The sequence below is a fragment of the Actinoplanes siamensis genome (assembly GCF_016862395.1).
GTDB classification, from domain to species: Bacteria; Actinomycetota; Actinomycetes; order Mycobacteriales; family Micromonosporaceae; genus Actinoplanes; species Actinoplanes siamensis.
In genome coordinates, this window is the sequence record NZ_BOMW01000053.1 from 45697 (window position 1) to 63164 (window position 17468).

Annotated in this window: 12 protein-coding genes; 9 read left to right on the top strand and 3 right to left on the bottom strand. The window is 73.1% G+C overall.

Annotated features, from left to right (window positions below):
- Positions 1-109 precede the first annotated feature (109 nt).
- Both Asi03nite_RS26270 and Asi03nite_RS26275 read left to right on the top strand, forming a co-directional pair.
- Positions 110-838, top strand: a complete 729-nt coding sequence (locus Asi03nite_RS26270; RefSeq protein ID WP_203683130.1) for an NUDIX hydrolase — start codon at positions 110-112, stop codon at positions 836-838.
- 27 nt (positions 839-865) lie between these two features.
- Complete coding sequence (locus Asi03nite_RS26275; protein ID WP_203683131.1) at positions 866-2044, top strand: MarP family serine protease; 1179 nt, start codon at positions 866-868, stop codon at positions 2042-2044.
- A 56-nt stretch (positions 2045-2100) separates the two neighbouring features.
- Here Asi03nite_RS26275 and mycP read toward each other — a convergent pair whose 3' ends face one another.
- Together mycP and eccCa are read right to left on the bottom strand one after the other, a co-directional pair.
- Positions 2101-3489 (bottom strand): type VII secretion-associated serine protease mycosin, encoded by a 1389-nt coding sequence (gene mycP, locus Asi03nite_RS26280; protein WP_373872167.1) that lies wholly within the window; start codon positions 3487-3489, stop codon positions 2101-2103.
- Positions 3490-3703: 214 nt separating this feature from the next.
- Entirely contained in the window at positions 3704-7612 is a 3909-nt protein-coding gene (eccCa, locus tag Asi03nite_RS26285; protein WP_203683132.1) for a type VII secretion protein EccCa, read from the bottom strand.
- Between the two features lie 102 nt (positions 7613-7714).
- Between eccCa and eccD the strand changes: the two genes are divergently transcribed.
- On the top strand, positions 7715-9103 hold the full coding sequence (eccD, locus tag Asi03nite_RS26290) for a type VII secretion integral membrane protein EccD (protein WP_203683133.1): 1389 nt from the start codon (positions 7715-7717) through the stop codon (positions 9101-9103).
- A 75-nt stretch (positions 9104-9178) separates the two neighbouring features.
- Here the strand turns inward: eccD and Asi03nite_RS26295 are convergent, their stop codons facing one another.
- Positions 9179-9682 carry an inorganic diphosphatase gene (locus Asi03nite_RS26295; protein ID WP_203683134.1) on the bottom strand — a complete coding sequence of 168 codons (504 nt, stop codon included), beginning with the start codon at positions 9680-9682 and terminating at the stop codon, positions 9179-9181.
- Between the two features lie 153 nt (positions 9683-9835).
- On the opposite strand from Asi03nite_RS26295, the gene dacB reads away from it, so the two are divergent.
- From dacB to folE, 6 genes are all read left to right on the top strand, one after another.
- Positions 9836-11701: a D-alanyl-D-alanine carboxypeptidase/D-alanyl-D-alanine endopeptidase gene (gene dacB, locus Asi03nite_RS26300; RefSeq protein ID WP_203683135.1), complete on the top strand. Its 1866-nt coding sequence runs from the start codon at positions 9836-9838 to the stop codon at positions 11699-11701.
- A 90-nt stretch (positions 11702-11791) separates the two neighbouring features.
- The gene (locus tag Asi03nite_RS26305) at positions 11792-12850 is read left to right on the top strand and encodes an Rv3626c family coenzyme F420 biosynthesis-associated protein (protein WP_203683136.1); all 1059 of its coding nucleotides are present in this window, start codon (positions 11792-11794) and stop codon (positions 12848-12850) included.
- A 2-nt stretch (positions 12851-12852) separates the two neighbouring features.
- Positions 12853-13830 carry a tRNA lysidine(34) synthetase TilS gene (gene tilS, locus Asi03nite_RS26310; protein ID WP_203683137.1) on the top strand — a complete coding sequence of 326 codons (978 nt, stop codon included), beginning with the start codon at positions 12853-12855 and terminating at the stop codon, positions 13828-13830.
- A gap of 64 nt (positions 13831-13894) precedes the next feature.
- Positions 13895-14470: a hypoxanthine phosphoribosyltransferase gene (hpt, locus tag Asi03nite_RS26315; RefSeq protein WP_203683138.1), complete on the top strand. Its 576-nt coding sequence runs from the start codon at positions 13895-13897 to the stop codon at positions 14468-14470.
- A 296-nt stretch (positions 14471-14766) separates the two neighbouring features.
- Positions 14767-16779: an ATP-dependent zinc metalloprotease FtsH gene (gene ftsH, locus Asi03nite_RS26320; protein WP_203683139.1), complete on the top strand. Its 2013-nt coding sequence runs from the start codon at positions 14767-14769 to the stop codon at positions 16777-16779.
- A complete protein-coding gene (gene folE, locus Asi03nite_RS26325; RefSeq protein WP_203683177.1) occupies positions 16776-17423 on the top strand; it encodes a GTP cyclohydrolase I FolE in 648 nt (215 codons plus the stop codon). The genes ftsH and folE overlap by 4 nt, the downstream gene beginning before the upstream one ends.
- Positions 17424-17468: the final 45 nt, after the last annotated feature.

A 17468-nucleotide genomic window follows, 5' to 3' on the forward strand; every position in this document is an offset into this window, starting at 1 on the left:
CGAGAGCCGCCGGCACCGGCCGCGCGGGGTCGTGCACGCCGCAGGCGCCTCCTGGACGCGCCCGGCGGCGTACCCCCGGATCGGTTCCCCGGGTCTGCCGGCGGCCCGCATGAGCCGGGGTGTGCCGCTGGACCGGCCCGGCGATCTGCCGTCCTGGTTCGAGCCGCTGCTGAACCGGGTCGCCGAGTCCCGCGCCGAGGACTTCAGCATGCTGCGCCGGCCGGTCGGCGCCGGTGGCCGCGCCAGCGCGGTGCTGGTGCTGCTCGGCGAGAGCCCACCCGCCGTGGACACTCCCGGTGGCCCGGACCTGCTGATCCTGCAGCGGGCCGCGACCATGCGCAACCACGCCGGCCAGCCCGCCTTCCCGGGCGGCGCCACCGACCCGGAGGACGCCGACGCCGTGGCGACAGCGCTGCGCGAGGCCGACGAGGAGGTCGGGCTCGACCCGTCCAGCGCCGTGCCCCTGGCCCTGCTGCCGGAGCTGTGGATCCCGGTCAGCCGATTCTCGGTCACCCCGGTGCTGGCCTGGTGGCGGCGCCCGCACCCGGTCCACCCACGGCAGGCCACCGAGGTCGCGCACGTGGCCCGACTGCCGATCAGTGAACTCGCCGACCCCGCGAACCGTATCCGGGTGCGACACCCGAGCGGCTGGATCGGACCGGCCTTCCAGGTCCGCGGACTGCTCGTCTGGGGTTTCACGGCGGGAGTGATCTCGGTGCTGCTCGACATGGCAGGCTGGGCACGCTCGTGGGAGCGGGGTCGTGTGGTGGATCTGCCGGACGCCGCGGCCCCGGTGCCGGCGGCGCGCGGCGGCGCACCCGACGAGGTGGTGCCGTGACGTGCGCCTGACTTCTATGTTGAGTGAGTGCCCGTGGTCGATGTCATCCTGATCGTGCTCATGCTGCTGTTCGCGATCAGCGGCTACCGCCAGGGATTTGTGATCGGTGCGCTCTCCCTCGGCGGCTTCTTCAGCGGTGTCCTGATCGGCCTGCAGCTCGGCCCGTTGCTGGCCAGGCAGTTCGGCGACGGCACGGTCCGCATGGTGGTCGCGCTCGCCGTGATCCTCGCCCTGGCCGTGCTCGGGCAGACGCTGGCCGGCTGGCTCGGCACCAGCCTGCGCAAGGCGATCTTCAACCGGCCGCTGCAGCATCTCGACGACGCCGGCGGCGCGGTCGTCTCGGTGGTCGCGGTCCTGCTGGCCGCGTGGCTGGTCGCGGTGCCGATGGGCTCCACCCCCTTCCCCGGGATCAACAAGGCGGTCCGCAGCAGCGCGATCCTCGGCGGCATCAACGGGCTGATGCCGGAGCAGGCGCAGGCCCTCTCCTCGGCGCTGCGGGAGACGCTGGACACCAACGGCTTCCCGGACGTCTTCGGCGGCCTGGCCCGCACCCAGGCCAAAGAGGTCGCCGAGCCGGACCCGGCACTGAGGAACTCGAAGATCGTGCAGACCTCCAAGCAGTCCGTGCTCAAGGTCCTCGGGGCGGCGCCGAGCTGCTCCCGGCGGATCGAGGGGACCGGCTTCGTGTACGCGGACGAGCGGGTGATGACCAACGCGCACGTGGTGGCCGGAACCCGGGACGTCGTCGTGGAGACGAACCGGGGGCAGCTGGAGGGCACGGTGGTGGTCTACGACCCGAAACGCGACCTCGCGGTGATCCGGGTGCCCGGTCTCGAGGCGCCGGCCATGCCGTTCGTGACGAAGAAGGCGGCTTCCGGGGCGAGCGCGATCGTGCTGGGCTATCCGCAGGACGGACCGTACAACGCCCAGTCCGCCCGGGTCCGGGACGTCGGCGACATCACCGGCCCGGACATCTACGAGTCGGGCGACGTGACCCGGGAGATCTACACGATCAAGTCGCTGGTCCGCAGCGGCAACTCCGGCGGCCCGCTGATCGCCCCGTCCGGCGAGGTGATCGGCGTGATCTTCGCGGCCGCGGCCGACGACAAGAACGTGGGCTTCGCGCTCACGGCCGCCGAGGCGGCTCCGATCGCCAAGCTGGGGCGGGAGAGCACCCGGAGCGTCAAGACCGGGGAGTGTGCCTGAGCGGCCTGCTCGTTCCGGTCCGGCCTGCCCCGTCTACGCGGCCTCAGCCGGCTACCTCAGCCTGCGGCGCCGGCGAAGCGGCTGATGGTGACCGCCCCGGCCAGGGCGGAGATCACCAGCAGGGCGATCGCCAGGAAGCGGCCCCGCTGCGATCCTTCCGGCCGCGCCGTCGCGGGCGCGGCCCAGCCGCCGGCGTTCGCCTCCGAGGTGGCCGCGGCCTGCTGTGGGGAGTCCCCGCTCGGCGCCGACTGCGCCTGCCCCGAGGCCGGCGCACTGCCGAAACGGGCCACCCCGGCCGGCGGAGTGTTGTCCAGCGGATTGCCGGCCGCCTCCGGCACGCTGGCGGTGAGCGCGCCGGTCGGGTCGATCAGGCCGAAGCCGAAGACGTCGTCACGGCCCGGAGCGCCACGGTCCTTCGCGGTCCGGATGATCCGGTTGATCACGTCCGCGGCCGGCATGCCCGGCCAGCGTGAACGGATCAGCGCCGCGGTCCCGGCCACCATCGGTGCGGCGAAGCTGGTGCCCTGCACCTTCCAGTAACCCCCGGGCTTGGCGCCGACCAGCTCGGTCGCGGGCGCGGTCACCACGGTCTCCCTGCCGGTGATCGAACCGGACCACAGGTCGGTGCCGTTGCGCTCCACACCGGCGACCGCTATCACGCCTGGCTCACGAGCCGGGTACCACACCCCGCGCGCGGCCGACGACGACGCGTTCACGTTGCCGGTGCAGGCGATCACCACGACATCCTTGGCGAACGCGTAGTCCAGCGCGGCGGCCAGGGCCGGGCTGTTCGCGCTGCCGCCGAGCGACAGGTTCACCACCCGGGCGCCGTGGTCGACCGCCCAGCGCAGGCCTTTCGCCACGACCAGCGCGTCGTCGTACCGGTTCTGCTCATCCAGTACCCGGACCGGGAGGATCTTGGCCTTCGGGGCGATGCCCACCACGCCGGTGTTGTCGTCGGCGCGGCCGGCGATGATGCCGGAGACCGTGGTGCCGTGACCGACCGCGTCGGTGTCACCGTCACCCTTGCTGTTCACCAGGTCCAGCCCGGGCAGCACCTGACCCTCCAGATCGGGGTGGTGCGCGTCGACTCCGGAGTCGATCACCGCGACCGTGATGCCGGCGCCGTCCGCATAGGTCCACGCGTCGGTGAGGTCGAGGGTCTGCAGCTGCCACTCCTGCGCCCGGACGGTGTCCACCGCCGCTCCGGGCTCGGCCAGCGGCTTGCCCACCGTGGTGCCGTCGACCACCTCGCCGTAGCCGGGCTCGGCCAGCACCGTCCCCTGCCGGAGGTTCGGCCTCGCGGCGAAGGCGGGCACCGCCCTCTGCCGGGACGTCGGCGTCGCGGTGAAGGCGGATGCCGACTCGGCCGGTGGCGTCCCCTGCCGGGACGTCGGCGTCGCGGTGAAGGCGGATGCCGGCTCCGCCAGTGGCGGCCCCGACACGGCGGAGGCGGGCGCCGCGGCCGGCAGCACCGCGACGAGACCGGCCAGCGCCGCCACCCCGAAACGCCGCGCGCTCAGCAACGGAAACCGCGGCTGCCGCGGCGGGGAGGTCGCGCTCACTCTGGTCACGGGTCGGCGTCGCCATTCTGATGATGGTCAGTCGATGGGGGGAGATTACTCCGAAAACGTTGCGCGTCGCTGCGGTCCCGGGTGCCTAATCGCACCGCGAGTCTGTCACCGGCCCGCTTTCCTGATGGGCCAGCTGGATCAGGCGGACGCCCTCCCGTCTGGTGACCAGCCGGCCACGCCCCGGCGGCAGCCGTTCCGGCCGGACGGTGCCGATCAGCGCGCCCTCCTCCGGTGGCCCGGACATCACCAGGCCGGGCGCGGACAGCTCGCGCAGCCGCTGGATCACCGGCTCGTAGAGCGCCCGCGCCGCGCCGCCGGCCCGCCGGGTGAGGATCAGGTGCAGGCCGATGTCCCGGGCCTGCGGCAGGTGCTCCAGGAGCGGCGTCAGCGGGTTGACCGGCCCCGCCACCACCAGGTCGTAGTCGTCGACCAGCACGAACAGTTCCGGCCCGGTCCACCAGGACCGGTCCCGCAGCTGTCTCGTGGTGACCTCCGGGCCGGGCAGGCGCTTGTCCATGTACCCGGCGACCGAGCGCATCAGGTCCAGGGTGGGCTGGGCCTGCATGCCGTACCCGATCCGGTGTTCGGTCTCCGGCAGGTCCATCAGGCTGCGGCGGTAGTCGACCAGGATGACCCGCGCCTGAGCCGGCGCGAATCGGCTGGTCACCGAGGTGGCCAGGGCGCGCAGGAAGGAGGACTTTCCGCACTCCGCGTCACCGAACAGCAGGAAGTGCGGGTCGGTGGCGAAGTCGACGGTCACCGGTTCCAGATCGGCCTCGGCCAGGCCGATCGGCAGCCGCAGGCCCTCGCCGGCGTCCGAGATCTCGGTGTACGCCACCGTCGCCGGCAACAGCCGCACCCGCGGAGCGGCCGCCCCGGGCCAGGCCGACGACACCGCCTTCACCAGCTCGGCGGTGTCGCCCAGCGAACTCACCTCGGGCCGCACCGTGAGCAGGTGCAGCCACTGCCCGGGGAGCGCCGGGTGCTCGGCCACGCCGCGCCCGGGCTGCTGCTCCGGCACCGCCGCCGCGGCGCGCCGCCCGACGTGCGAGTCCGATGTGTCCCCGAGACGCAGCTCCACCCGGGAGCCGAAGAGGTCCCGCACGGCCGGCCGGAAGTCCATCCACCGGGAGGCGGCGGCCACCAGATGGATCCCGTACGACAGGCCGCGCGTCGCCAGATCGGTCAGCACCGGCTCCAGCTCCTCGAAGTCGGTGCGCACCGTGGCCCAGCCGTCCACCACCAGGAACACGTCGGCACCGCCCCGCGACCGCCGGAACTCCGCCATCGAACCGACCCCGAGCTCGGCGAACGACCGCTCGCGCCCGGCCAGCAGGGTGACCATCTCGCCCACGGTGCGGCGTACGCCCTCGGCCTCCAGCCTCCCGAACACCCCGCCCACGTGCGGCAGCCCACGCAGCCCGCCCAGCGACCCGCCGCCGAAGTCCAGGCAGTACACCTGCGCCTCGGCCGGCGTGTGGGTCAGCGCCAGCCCGCAGACCAGCGAGCGCAGCGCGGTGGACTTGCCGCTGAGCGTGCCGCCGACCACCGCCACGTGCCCGGCCGCCCCGCCGAGCTGCAGCCAGAGCACGTCCCGCAGCTGTTCCCGGGGCTTGTCCACCAGCGCGACAGGCACCTGCAGCGCGCCGTGCAGCGCCGGGTTGGCGCAGGACAGCCCGCGCTCGGTGGACACGACCGGCGGCCCGAGCAGGTCGTCCAGGGCGGCCGATCCGTCCAGCGGCGGGAGCCAGACCTGGTGGGCCGGCGGTCCCTGCCCGGCCATCCGGTCCACCAGCACGCCGAGCAGCGTCGGCTGCTCCCGGGGCTCCTCGGCGACCATCGGCAGCGCCGCGGGCGCCGGCGCCACCGCCCGCGTGGTGTAGGGCATCACCCGGGTCTCGACCGGCCGGTCCGGGGAGTTGATCCGGCGCAGCGGCCCGGACACGAACGCCCCGCGGAACCGGATCGGCGGCCCGGTGCCGGCCTTCAGGTAGGCGTGCCCGGGCGCGCCCGGGAGTTCCGCGGCGTCCGGCACGCCGAGCACCACCCGCGATTCCATGCCGTTGAAGGTCTTCAACCCGATCCGGTACGACAGATGCGTGTCCAGCCCCCGCAGCCGCCCCTCCTCCAACCGCTGGCTGGCCAGCAGCAGATGCACTCCGAGCGACCGCCCCACCCGCCCGATCTGCAGGAACATGTCGATGAAGTCGGGCTTGTGCAGGAGCAGCTCGGCGAACTCGTCCACGATCACGACGAGCGACGGCAACGGTGGCAGAGCCGCGCCCGCCACCCGGGCCCGCTCGTAGTCCGGCAGCCCGGCGAAGTTCCCCGCCCGGCGCAGCAGCTCCTGGCGGCGGATCAGCTCGCCGTCGATCGCCTCCGCCATCCGGTCGACCAGCGGCAGCTCGTCGCGCAGATTGGTGATCAGCGCGGCGGTGTGCGGCAGCCGGTCCAGGGAGGCGAACGTCGCCCCGCCCTTGAAGTCGATCAGCACGAAGTTCAGCGACTCCGAGGAATGCGTGCCGGCCAGCGCCAGCACCAGCGTGCGCAGCAGCTCGGACTTGCCCGACCCGGTGGCGCCGATCAGCAGGCCGTGCGGACCCATCCCGCCCTGTGCGGACTCCTTCAGGTCCAGCTCGACCGGCAGCCCCTCGGCGGTCACCCCGATCGGCACCCGCAGCCGGTTCCGGGCCGGCCGCGGCTGCCAGCCCCGCGCCGGGCGGAAGCCCTCCGGGTCGCCGATGCCGAGCAGGTCGGTGAACGCGGCCTCGGCCGCGGCCGGCGTCCCGTCCGGATCGGCGGTGCCGGCCAGGCGCAGCGGCGTGAGCCGGCGGGCGATCGCCTCGGCGGCGGCCGCCGGCAGCGCGTCGGCCCGCCCGGCCTCGGTCTCGGTGTCCATCGTGGTGGTGCGCAGGGCACCGGACCGGTCCACGTCCAGCACCAGAGCGGCCCGGTCGAGCAGCCTCGGCGGCGGTGTGTCCAGATCCAGCACGGTCACTCCGTCCGGGCCGTCGCCGCCCGGGAGCGGGCCGGCGCCGTCCCGGACGATCACCACGTGCGGGCCGGTCGGACCGGGGAAACCCGGTTGGAACCGGGCCCGGCCGCCGATCACGTCGTCGAGCAGCCGGTCCAGCTCGGGGCCGGAGCCGGCCACCAGGCGCAGCGGGCCGAGGGTGTCGTCGCGTTGCGGATGCAGGGCGTGCGGCAGCCATTTCACCCATTCCCACTCGGCCCGCCGCCGAGGGCCGGCGCAGACCGCGACCAGCAGGTCGTCCGGCGCGTGGAAGGTCGCGAGCTGGACGATCACGGCCCGGACCAGCGCCCGGGCCGGCTCGCCGCCGCTCAGGTGGACCCGGGCGAACCCGCGCAGCGACATGGCCACCGGCAGGTCCGGCACCACGGACCAGGCGTCCAGGAAGCGCCGCAGCGCGCCAGCGGTTGCCGGCTCCAGCTCGCGCAGCGGCCGGGTGGCCGGCGGTAGCAGCGGGGTGGCCAGGGACTGGGGCCCGAGCCCGATCCGGACCACGCCGAAGTCCGGATCGTCCGGCCGGCGCTCCCAGACCCGGTGGCTGGACACCGTGGACCAGAGCCGGGACGGATCCGGATGGCGGTAGAGCAGGCCGGCGCGCTGCCGGCGGGCGGTGTCCCGGACCCGGCGGCGCAGCTCGGCCAGATGCCGCAGGTACTCCCGGCGGGCGACGGCCAGCTCGGCCCGGCGCGGGCTGCCGGCCATGCCGAACGAGGTGGCCAACATGGCCAGTGCGGAGATTCCGAAGAGACCACCGATGACGTACGAATACGGCCCGCCCCGCCCCTGGCCCATCAGCATCGCCATGGCCACCGTGCCGCCCAGCATCGGCAGCACCAGCAACGCCTGCTGCCAGCGCCCGGCGCCCGGGGCCGGCGCCTCGGGTGGCGGCTCGACCGGCAGACTCCCGTCCGGGATCTCCGGCGCCGGCCGCCGCTCGGCCCGCCGGAACAGCACTGTCCCCATCGCCTCACCTGCCCTCGTGCCGCGACGCGCCCATGCTAGACAAGGTTTGACGTATCGTGCAGCATCAATGGATTTCCTGTGGACAAACCGTGAGGTGTCCTGGTGAGCACCGGTCTGGCGCGTGTGACGATCAGCGCCCCGCAACGTCGGGTGGACGTCGCGCTGCCCGAGCACGTGCCGCTCGCCGAGCTGCTGCCGGACGTTCTCCGGCATGCCGGCGAAGACCTCGCCGACCTCGGCGAACGGCACGGCGGATGGGTGCTGCGACGCTCCGACGGCGTCCCGCTCGAAGTCGGCCGAGGGCTGCACCAGCAGGGGGTACGCGACGGCGAGGTGCTCCACCTGCGTCCGGCCGGCGACGACTGGCCGGAGCTGGAGTACGACGACGTGGTGGAGGCGGTCGCGGAGGGCGCCCGGCGGCGGGGTGGCGTCTGGACCCCGGCGGCCACCCGCGTCACCGCCCTGACGGCCGCCGGCATCGTGTTCACCCTCGGCCTGTTCGCGCTGCTCACCGCGGACCCGCGGGGTGGCGGGGCGGGCTGGTCCGGGCTCGGCGCGGCCGCGCTGCTCACTCTCGCCGCGACGATCGCCTCCCGGGCGTACGGCGCGGCGGCCACCGGCGTGTTCCTGGGAACCTTCGCGCTGCTCTACGCGTTCACCGGCGCGGCCGCCCTCACCGCGGCGGCCGGAGCCGGTGGGACACGCTTGACCGGCGGCCCGGAACTGCTCGCCGGCTCGGCCGCGGCGCTGCTGACCGCGGTGCTCTGCGGGGCCGGCGTGGCGGCCGGGACCAGGGTCTTCACGGCCGGTGTGACGGCCGGCGGGCTGGGTGTCCTGACCGCGCCGGCCGGCCTGGCCGGCGGTCCGGCGGCCGGCGCCGCGACCCTGCTCGCGGTGCTGGCCTGCGGTATCTCGGTGCTGCCGGTGCTGGCCATCGTCCTGGGTCGTACCCCGGCGCCGCCGGCCGCGCCGCCCGAGCCGTCCGGCGCCGCGCTGGACGCCGTCCGGCGCCGGCCCGACCCGGAGACGGTCTTCGACGCGGTACGCCGCACCGACGAGCTGCTGGCCGGCCTGCTGCTCGGGCACGCCGTGCTGATGGCCGGCGCGTCGGCGGCGCTGGCCGGGACGCGGTCCCCGGCGGCTCGCGTCCTGCTGATGGCCGGAGGCCTCGCGGTGCTGCTGCGGTCCCGGCTGTTCCGGGCTCGGCGCCAGCGGCTGCCGTTGCTCGCCGGTGGGCTGGCCGCGTTCACCGCGCTCGCCGCCGACCTGCTCGGCACGGCCCCGGCGGCGGCGCGGCCCGTGGTGACCGTGGGTTGCGTGGCGCTCGGCCTGCTCGTCGCGGCCGCCGGGGTGGCCTGGGCGCGCCGGCCGCCGCCGGCTTGGCCGGGCCGCCCCGCCGACGTGCTCGACGTGGTGGCCACGGTGTCGGTGATCCCGGCCGCCTGCTGGGCCGCCGGCCTCTACGCCGCGGTCGGCGGGATCACTCTCTAGCCGGCCATACGACCGCACCTGCGGGGCGCGGGCCCCGCAGGTGCGGTCGTCGGCGGTGTCAGGGGAGACGAGCGGTCAGTGCGACTCTTCTTCGCCCTCGGCGTCCTTGGCGCGCTGGAAGGAGGCCCGGATCTCGGCCTCGGCCTCGACGCGGCCCACCCAGGTCGCGCCCTCGACGGACTTGCCCGGCTCCAGGTCCTTGTAGACCGTGAAGAAGTGCTGGATCTCCATCCGGTCGAACTCGCCCAGGTGGTGGATGTCGCGCAGGTGCTCCTGGCGCGGGTCCTCGTAGGGCACGCAGAGGACCTTGTCGTCGCGGCCCTTCTCGTCGGTCATCCGGTACATGCCGATCGCGCGGGCGCGGACCAGGCAGCCGGGGAAGGTCGGCTCCTGGATCAGCACCAGGGCGTCCAGCGGGTCACCGTCCTGCCCCAGGGTGCCCTCGATGAAGCCGTAGTCGGCGGGATACTGTGTCGCCGTGAAGAGGGTCCGGTCCAGCCGGATGCGGCCGGTCTTGTGGTCCACCTCGTACTTGTTGCGCTGCCCCTTGGGGATCTCAACCAGAACGTCGAAATCCATTGTTTGCTCCCCTTTTGCTTGCCCGCCTGATGAGACCGGTCCGCCGGGCGGGACGCGGGGGGATGGAAGCAGGGCCCGCAGGATCCGCGCGCAACGGTGTGCCGGATGTCGCTAGTCTCCCCTAAGTCTGACGCCACGGGCGAGGAGGGGCGTATGACGAGGCCAGATTCACAGAACGGTCCGGAGTCCAACGGCGTGTCGGACGGGACGGACCGCCCGGATGCCGGTAAGGGGCGCCCCGGCGGGTTCGGCGTTTCCGGCCCGTCACCGGCGGCGCCGGGCTGGGCGGGCTTCCCTCCGCCGGCGCGGGACTCGCAGCCGACGGTGCAGATCCCGCCGGCCGGCGACTACCCGCCCAGCGGCCCGCAGCCGCCCCAGCCGGCGTCCCCGGCCGCGCCCGCGCCGGTCAAGAGCGGGGACATCCCGTACGGCAAGGCCTCGGTTCCGTTGAACACCGCGCGCCCGCCGGCGTCGAACAGCGGAGTCCGGCCACCCGCGGCCCCCGGAGCCGGTGTCGGCGAACCCGCCGGGACCGGCGGCGACGCCGGGGCCGCGCCGGGATTCTTCTCCAGTACGAAGGTCGCCTCGATCGTCCTGGCCGTGGTCGTCCTGCTCGCGGTGGTGGTCGTCGGCGTGATCGAGCGGCCCGGCCCGATCGCCGGCTGGTTCGGCGACCCGGCCGGCCCCTCCCCGGCGGCGACCACGCCCGACCCCAAGCCGACCCCGGTGCTCGCCGCGGCGGCCGCCCAGGGCGCCGCGCCGAACGCCGAGGCGGTCAAGGCGGCGCTGGACCCGCTGGTGAGGTCGCCGGCACTGGGCTCGACGGTGCACGTCTCGGTGCTCGACGTGCCCACCACGCAGGTGCTGTACGCGCAGAACGCCGACATCCCGACCACACCGGCCTCGACCACCAAGCTGCTCACCGCGGTGACCGCGCTGGCCGCCCGGGGCCCGGCCTACCGGCTGACCACCCGGGCCGTGGCGGGCGCGAGACCGGGCGAGGTGGTGATCGTCGGGGGCGGCGATCCGACCCTGGCCGTCGGCGCGTCGGGGCAGTTCCCCGGCGCGGCCCGGTTGGATCAGCTGTCCGCGCAGGTGAAGAAGGCGATGGGCGACACCCCGATCACCCGGGTGACGGTGGACATCTCGCTGTTCAGCGGCCCGGAGAAGGCCACCGGCTGGTCCGCGGGCGACATCTCCCCGGGCGGGCAGGTCGCCAGGATCCAGGCGCTGATGACGAATGCCGGCCGGATCACGCCGGTACACCACGAGGTCGGCGGCGACCCGCGCTATTCCGACCCGGCGCTGGCCGCGGGGCGGGCGTTCGCGAGCCAGCTCGGCGTCCCGGCGGAGCAGGTGAGCAAGGGCAAGGCGCCGGCCGCGGACACCGCGGGCGGCTCGTCGGGCCCCGCCTCCGCGCCGGCCTCCGCCGCGGCCGTCACCCCCGGCCGGGAACTGGGCAAGGTCGAGTCGCCGCCGCTGGTGCAGATCCTCGACTGGATGCTGCAGCAGAGCGACAACACGCTGGCCGAGGCGATGGCCCGCCAGGTGGCGTTGGCGGCCGGGGCCGAGGCCAGCTTCGACGGAGCCTCCGAGGCGATGATCGGCAAGCTGCGCGAGTTGGGCCTGCCCGGCGACGAGGCGACTCTGTACGACGGCAGCGGCCTGTCCCGGCACAACGGCATCAGCCCCACCCTGCTGGTGCAGACCCTGGCCCTGGCGGCCGGCGGCACCAGGCCGGAGCTTTCCGCGATGTTCAACGGCCTGCCGGTGGCCGGCTGGTCCGGCACCCTGCGCACCCGGTTCGTCACGCCCAGCCCGAACCAGGCCGCGCAGGGCGTCGTGCGGGCCAAGACCGGCACACTGAGCGGCGTCAACACCCTGGCCGGGGTGCTGGTCACCAAGGACGGGCGGGTGCTGGCCTTCGCGATCATGGCGAGCGGCGGCTCGAACGCGACCACCGCGAAGGCGGCGCTCGACAAGGTCGCGGCCAAGCTGGTCGCCTGCGGCTGCTCGTGAGGAGCCGGGGGCGGGCTCGCCGGGACGCGGAGCGTGACCCAGGGGATTCACCGGAGTGCGCTCTGGAGCCGCGCGGGTACTGTCGGCTGCATGGCGCAGTTCGTTGACTGGGACCTGGCCGCCGCGACCGCGGGCGCGCTGTCCAAATCAGGCCCCGCGGTCTCCTACGACGAGGCCGCACAGGTGGTGTCCGAGCTGCGGGAGCTGACCGAGGAGGCGGCCGGTCACGTGGCGGCTTACACCGGGCTCAGCTCGCAGGTCGAGGTGCCGCCGGTGCGGGTGGTCGACCGCCGCGACTGGGCGAAGGTGAACATCGCCGGCCTGCGGGAGGTGATCAACCCGCTGGTCGCCAAGCTCTCCGGGGACAAGCAGCCGGGCGCGTTCGCCGAGGCGATCGGCACCCGGGTGACCGGCGTGCAGGCCGGCACGATCCTGGCCTACCTTTCCGGCCGCGTCCTCGGGCAGTACGAGGTCTTCTCCGGCGAGCCCGGCCAACTCCTGCTGAACGCGCCGAACATCGTCGAGGTGGAGCGCCGGATCGGCGCCGACCCGCGGGACTTCCGGCTCTGGGTCTGCCTGCACGAGGTGACCCACCGCACCCAGTTCACAGCGGTCCCCTGGATGCGTGGTTACTTCCTCGGCCAGGTGCAGGCGTTCGTCGACGCCTCCCAGGGCGGCGAGCACATGCTGGAGCGCCTGCGCCGCGGGGTGGCCACGCTCTCCGACGCGCTGCGCGACTCGGAGAGCCGGGTCTCGGTGCTCGACATCGTGCAGACCCCCGGGCAGAAGGCCGTGCTGGACCGGCTGACCGCGCTGATGACGCTGCTGGAGGGGCACGCCGAGTTCGTGATGGACGGCGTCGGCCCCGAGGTGATCCCGAGCGTCGAGTCGATCCGGGCCAAGTTCAACCGGCGCCGCGAGGGCGGCAACCCGCTGGACAAGGCGGTCCGCAGGCTGCTCGGCATCGACGTCAAGATGCGGCAGTACGCGGAGGGCCACAAGTTCGTGCACGGCGTCGTCGAGCGTGTCGGCATGGACGGCTTCAACAAGATCTTCGAGTCCCCGCTCACCCTGCCCTGGCTGGACGAGCTGGGCGATCCGGACGCGTGGGTGTCGCGGGTGCACGACGCGCGCCCGGCGCTCGACTGACCGTGGCCCGGATCCCGGCGCCGGTCGCCGCGGTCCGGACGGCGGTCCGTCGCGGCCTGGCCGACCTGCCGTCCGACTCGCTCGTGCTGGTCGCCTGCTCGGGCGGCGCGGACTCGCTGGCGCTGGCGGCCGCGACGCGCTTCGTCGCCGGCCGGCGGGTCGGCCTGGTGACCGTGGACCACGGCCTGCAGGAGGGCTCGGACCGGCGGGCCCGGTCGGTGGCGGCGTGGGCCCGGGATGCCGGCTTCGACCCGGTCCGGGTGTCCACGGTCACTGTCGCCGGCCTGTCCGGTGGCCCCGAGGCGGCCGCCCGGACGGCGCGGTACGCGGCACTCGAGGCCGCCGCCGGGGAGCTGGGAGCGACCGCGGTGCTGCTCGGGCACACCCGGGACGACCAGGCCGAGACCGTTCTGCTGGCGCTGGCCCGGGGCGCCGGGCCGCGCGGGCTGGCCGGGATGCCGCCGCGGCGCGGGGTGTTCCGCCGCCCGCTGCTGGACGTGGCCCGCTCGGACACCCGGAAGGCGTGTGCCGCCCTGGGGCTGGCGCCCTGGGAGGACCCGCACAACACCGATCCGGCGTACGCCCGGTCGCGTGTCCGGGGCGCCGCCCTGCCCGCCCTGGTGGCCGAGCTGGGCACGGCGGTGGTGGGCAACCTGGCCCGTACCGCGGCGCTGCTGGCGACGGACAACGAGGCGCTGGACGAGTTGGCCGCCGCCGCCCTGGAGCAGGCCCGCTCCGGCGCCGGGCTGTCGGTGCCGGCGCTGGCCGGGCTGTCCGCCGCGATCCGGGGCCGGGTGCTGCACCGGTGGGCGCGGGAGCTCGGCGCGCCCGGGGGCGCGCTGGCCTACGGGCACGTGACCGCTCTCGACGCCCTGGTGACCGACTGGCACGGTCAGGGCCCGGCCTTCCTGCCCGCCGGGATCGCCGTCGAGCGGCGGGATAGTGACCTCGTTCGGGTGGTTCCGGCCCTTACCAAGTGAACGATCCGGAGCGGAATCCGGCCCCGTTTCGCGGTCGGTAACCTCCATGCGTCAGGCTAGGCACATGGCTGATGGCTCTTGGTACGACTCTGACATCGACCACGTGATCATCTCGGAGGAGCAGATCCGCGAGAAGATCGACGAACTGGCGAAGCAGGTCTCCGCGGACCACGCCGAAGCCGCCGACGGCATCCTCCTGGTCTGCGTGCTGAAGGGCGCGGTCATGTTCATGGCCGATTTCGCCCGCTCGCTGGGACGGCACGGGCCGTCCACCGAGATGGAGTTCATGGCGGTCTCGTCGTACGGGCAGGGGACGACCTCGTCCGGCGTGGTGCGCATCCTGAAGGACCTGGACCGGGACATCGCCGGCCGGCACGTGCTGGTCGTCGAGGACATCGTGGATTCCGGGCTGACCCTGTCCTGGCTGATGAAGTACCTGGAGTCGCGGCAGCCGGCCAGCGTCGAGGTGGTCGCCCTGTTCCGCAAGCCGGACGCGGTGAAGGTGCAGGTTCCGGTCCGCTACGTGGGCTTCGACATCCCGAACGAGTTCGTGGTCGGTTACGGACTCGACTTCGCGGAGCGTTACCGGGAGCTGCCGTACGTGGGCGTGCTCAAGCCCGAGGTCTACGCCCGTAGCTGAACCGTTTTCTCAGCGTGTTCTCAGTAATGGTGGTTATGTGCTGTTTTATTGCTGAAACGCGCTGGATTGCGGGGGGTTACGTGGAGTTCGCCCTATGGCCTCACGGGTTCGCAATCGGTGCCTACGGTGTACGGTCGAGTGACCGATGGCGTGGTGTCACGAGCGCCGGAGGGGCCGGGAGTGATTCGCCGCCACCACGGAGGGGAATTGATCCCGGCGGCCGCCGGTGGGCGGCGACGTTGAGGTGACCAGGACGCCGATCAGGAGGGTCCGGGCGCTTGGCGCCCGACAACAGTATGGAACGTACGCGTTTCTTCCGCCGCCCGGTGGTCTGGATCATTCTGGTGATCATCGGCGTAGTCGCGCTGAGCTCGATCTTCACCAGTGGTCCCAGCTACCAGCGGGTAGATACTTCGGTCGCTCTTGAGCGTCTGAACCAGCCAGGCATCGAGAAGGTCGTCCAGAAGGACAAGGAGCAGACGCTCCAGATCGACCTGAAGAGCCCCGAGCAGTTCAACGGCAAGACCACGGACAAGATCGAAACCCAGTATCCGTACGAGGTCACCAGCGCGATCTGGGACGACGTCGAGCAGGCCAAGTCGGCCGGGCGGATCACCGGGACGATCAACACCACCGTCTCCGGCGACAACATTCTCCTCAGTCTGCTGATCAACCTGCTGCCGATCGCCATTCTGGTGGTCCTGCTGCTGCTGTTCATGTCGCAGATGCAGGGTGGCGGCTCCCGGGTGCTCAACTTCGGCAAGTCCAAGGCGAAGATGATCACCAAGGACACCCCGAAGACGACGTTCGCCGACGTGGCGGGCGCCGACGAGGCGGTCGAGGAGCTCCAGGAGATCAAGGACTTCCTGCAGAACCCGGCGAAGTACCAGGCGCTCGGCGCCAAGATCCCGAAGGGCGTGCTGCTCTTCGGCCAGCCGGGTACCGGTAAGACGCTGCTGGCCCGCGCGGTCGCCGGCGAGGCCGGGGTGCCGTTCTACTCCATCTCCGGCTCGGACTTCGTGGAGATGTTCGTCGGTGTCGGCGCGAGCCGGGTCCGCGACCTCTTCGAGCAGGCCAAGTCGAACGCGCCGGCGATCGTCTTCGTGGACGAGATCGACGCTGTCGGCCGGCACCGCGGCGCCGGCATGGGCGGCGGCCACGACGAGCGCGAGCAGACGCTCAACCAGCTGCTCGTCGAGATGGACGGCTTCGACACCAAGGGCGGCGTGATCCTGATCGCCGCCACCAACCGGCCGGACATCCTCGACCCGGCGCTGCTGCGCCCGGGCCGTTTCGACAGGCAGATCCCGGTGGACAACCCGGACATGGAGGGCCGCAAGGCGATCCTCCGGGTGCACGCCAAGGGCAAGCCGTTCACGCCGGACGTCGACCTCGACTCGGTGGCCCGCCGCACGCCCGGTTTCTCCGGCGCCGACCTGGCCAACGTGATCAACGAGGCCGCGCTGCTGACCGCGCGCAACGAGAAGCGCGCCATCTCGAACGAGTTCCTCGAGGAGGCGATCGACCGGGTCATCGCCGGCCCGGAGCGCCGCACCCGGGCGATGAGCGACAACGAGAAGAAGATCACGGCGTACCACGAGGGTGGGCACGCGCTGGTCGCCTACGCCCTGCCGCACTCCGCGCCGGTGCACAAGGTGACGATCCTGCCGCGTGGCCGCTCCCTGGGGCACACCCTGGTCCTGCCGACCGAGGACAAGTACACGCAGACCCGCGCCGAGATGATCGACACCCTGGCGTACGCGCTGGGTGGCCGGGCCGCCGAGGAGCTCGTCTTCCACGAGCCCACCACCGGCGCCGGCAACGACATCGAGAAGGCGACCGGCCTGGCCCGCGCCATGGTCACCCAGTACGGCATGAGCTCCAAGCTGGGCGCCGTGAAGTACGGCACCAGCAACGACGAGCCGTTCCTGGGCCGCAACATGGGCCACGAGCGGGACTACTCGGACTCGGTCGCCGCCGACATCGACGCCGAGGTGCGCGCGCTCATCGAGCTGGCGCACGACGAGGCCTGGGAGATCCTGGTGGAGTACCGGGACGTTCTCGACGACATGGTCCTCGAGCTGATCGAGAAGGAGACGATCACCCGCGAGGACATGGACCGGATCTGCGCCCGGGTGCAGAAGCGCCCGCCGATGTCGCCGTTCAACGGCTTCGGCAAGCGTCTGCCGTCCGAGGCCCCGCCGGTGCTCACCCCCGCCGAGCGGGAGAAGCTGAAGGCGCAGGCCGAGTCGGACGGTCAGCTGGCCGTCGGGCCGAACGCGAACGGCACCGTGGAAGGCAGCAACTGATCAGCGCGCACGACGAACTCGATTACCTCGCCGCCCGTCTGGTCGACGGCAAGCTCACCGGGGCCCCGGTCGAGCAGGCCGTCGACCTCGGGCGGATCGAGAAAGCGGTCCGGGAGATCCTCATCGCGATCGGTGAGGACCCGGACCGGGACGGCCTGGAGCGGACCCCCGCCCGGGTCGCCCGCGCGTATGCTGAGCTCTTCGCCGGCCTGCGGGTGGATCCGGCCAAGGTTCTCACCACCACCTTCGAGGCGGACCACGAGGAACTGGTCCTGGTCCGCGACATCGAGGTGCAGAGCATGTGCGAGCACCATCTGCTGCCGTTCAAAGGCCTCGCGCACATCGGCTACATCCCCGGCCCCGACGGCCGGATCACCGGCCTGTCGAAACTGGCCCGCCTGGTCGAGGTCTTCGCCCGCCGGCCGCAGGTCCAGGAGCGCCTCACCTCGCAGATAGCGGATCTGCTGATGCAGAGACTGGGCGCGCGCGGCGCGATAGTGGTCCTGGAGTGCGAGCACCTGTGCATGGAGATGCGCGGCATCCGCAAGGCCGGCGCCCGCACGGTCACGTCCGCGGTCCGCGGGGCCTTCCAGACCGACGGCAAGGTCCGCGCCGAGGCGATGGCGTTGATAAACGCCCGCTGACCCCGCCGCCCCGACCCATCCGAGGCGCCAGCCGATCGAATCGGC

Bases quoted from the DNA above. Each gene is read 5' to 3' on its own strand.
- Asi03nite_RS26295 (WP_203683134.1), bottom strand. From the start codon at position 9,682: ATGGATTTCGACGTTCTGGTTGAGATCCCCAAGGGGCAGCGCAACAAG.
- ftsH (WP_203683139.1), top strand. From the start codon at position 14,767: ATGGAACGTACGCGTTTCTTCCGCCGCCCGGTGGTCTGGATCATTCTG.
- Asi03nite_RS26305 (WP_203683136.1), top strand. From the start codon at position 11,792: ATGGCGCAGTTCGTTGACTGGGACCTGGCCGCCGCGACCGCGGGCGCG.
- Asi03nite_RS26270 (WP_203683130.1), top strand. From the start codon at position 110: ATGAGCCGGGGTGTGCCGCTGGACCGGCCCGGCGATCTGCCGTCCTGG.
- eccCa (WP_203683132.1), bottom strand. From the start codon at position 7,612: ATGGGGACAGTGCTGTTCCGGCGGGCCGAGCGGCGGCCGGCGCCGGAG.
- dacB (WP_203683135.1), top strand. From the start codon at position 9,836: ATGACGAGGCCAGATTCACAGAACGGTCCGGAGTCCAACGGCGTGTCG.
- hpt (WP_203683138.1), top strand. From the start codon at position 13,895: ATGGCTGATGGCTCTTGGTACGACTCTGACATCGACCACGTGATCATC.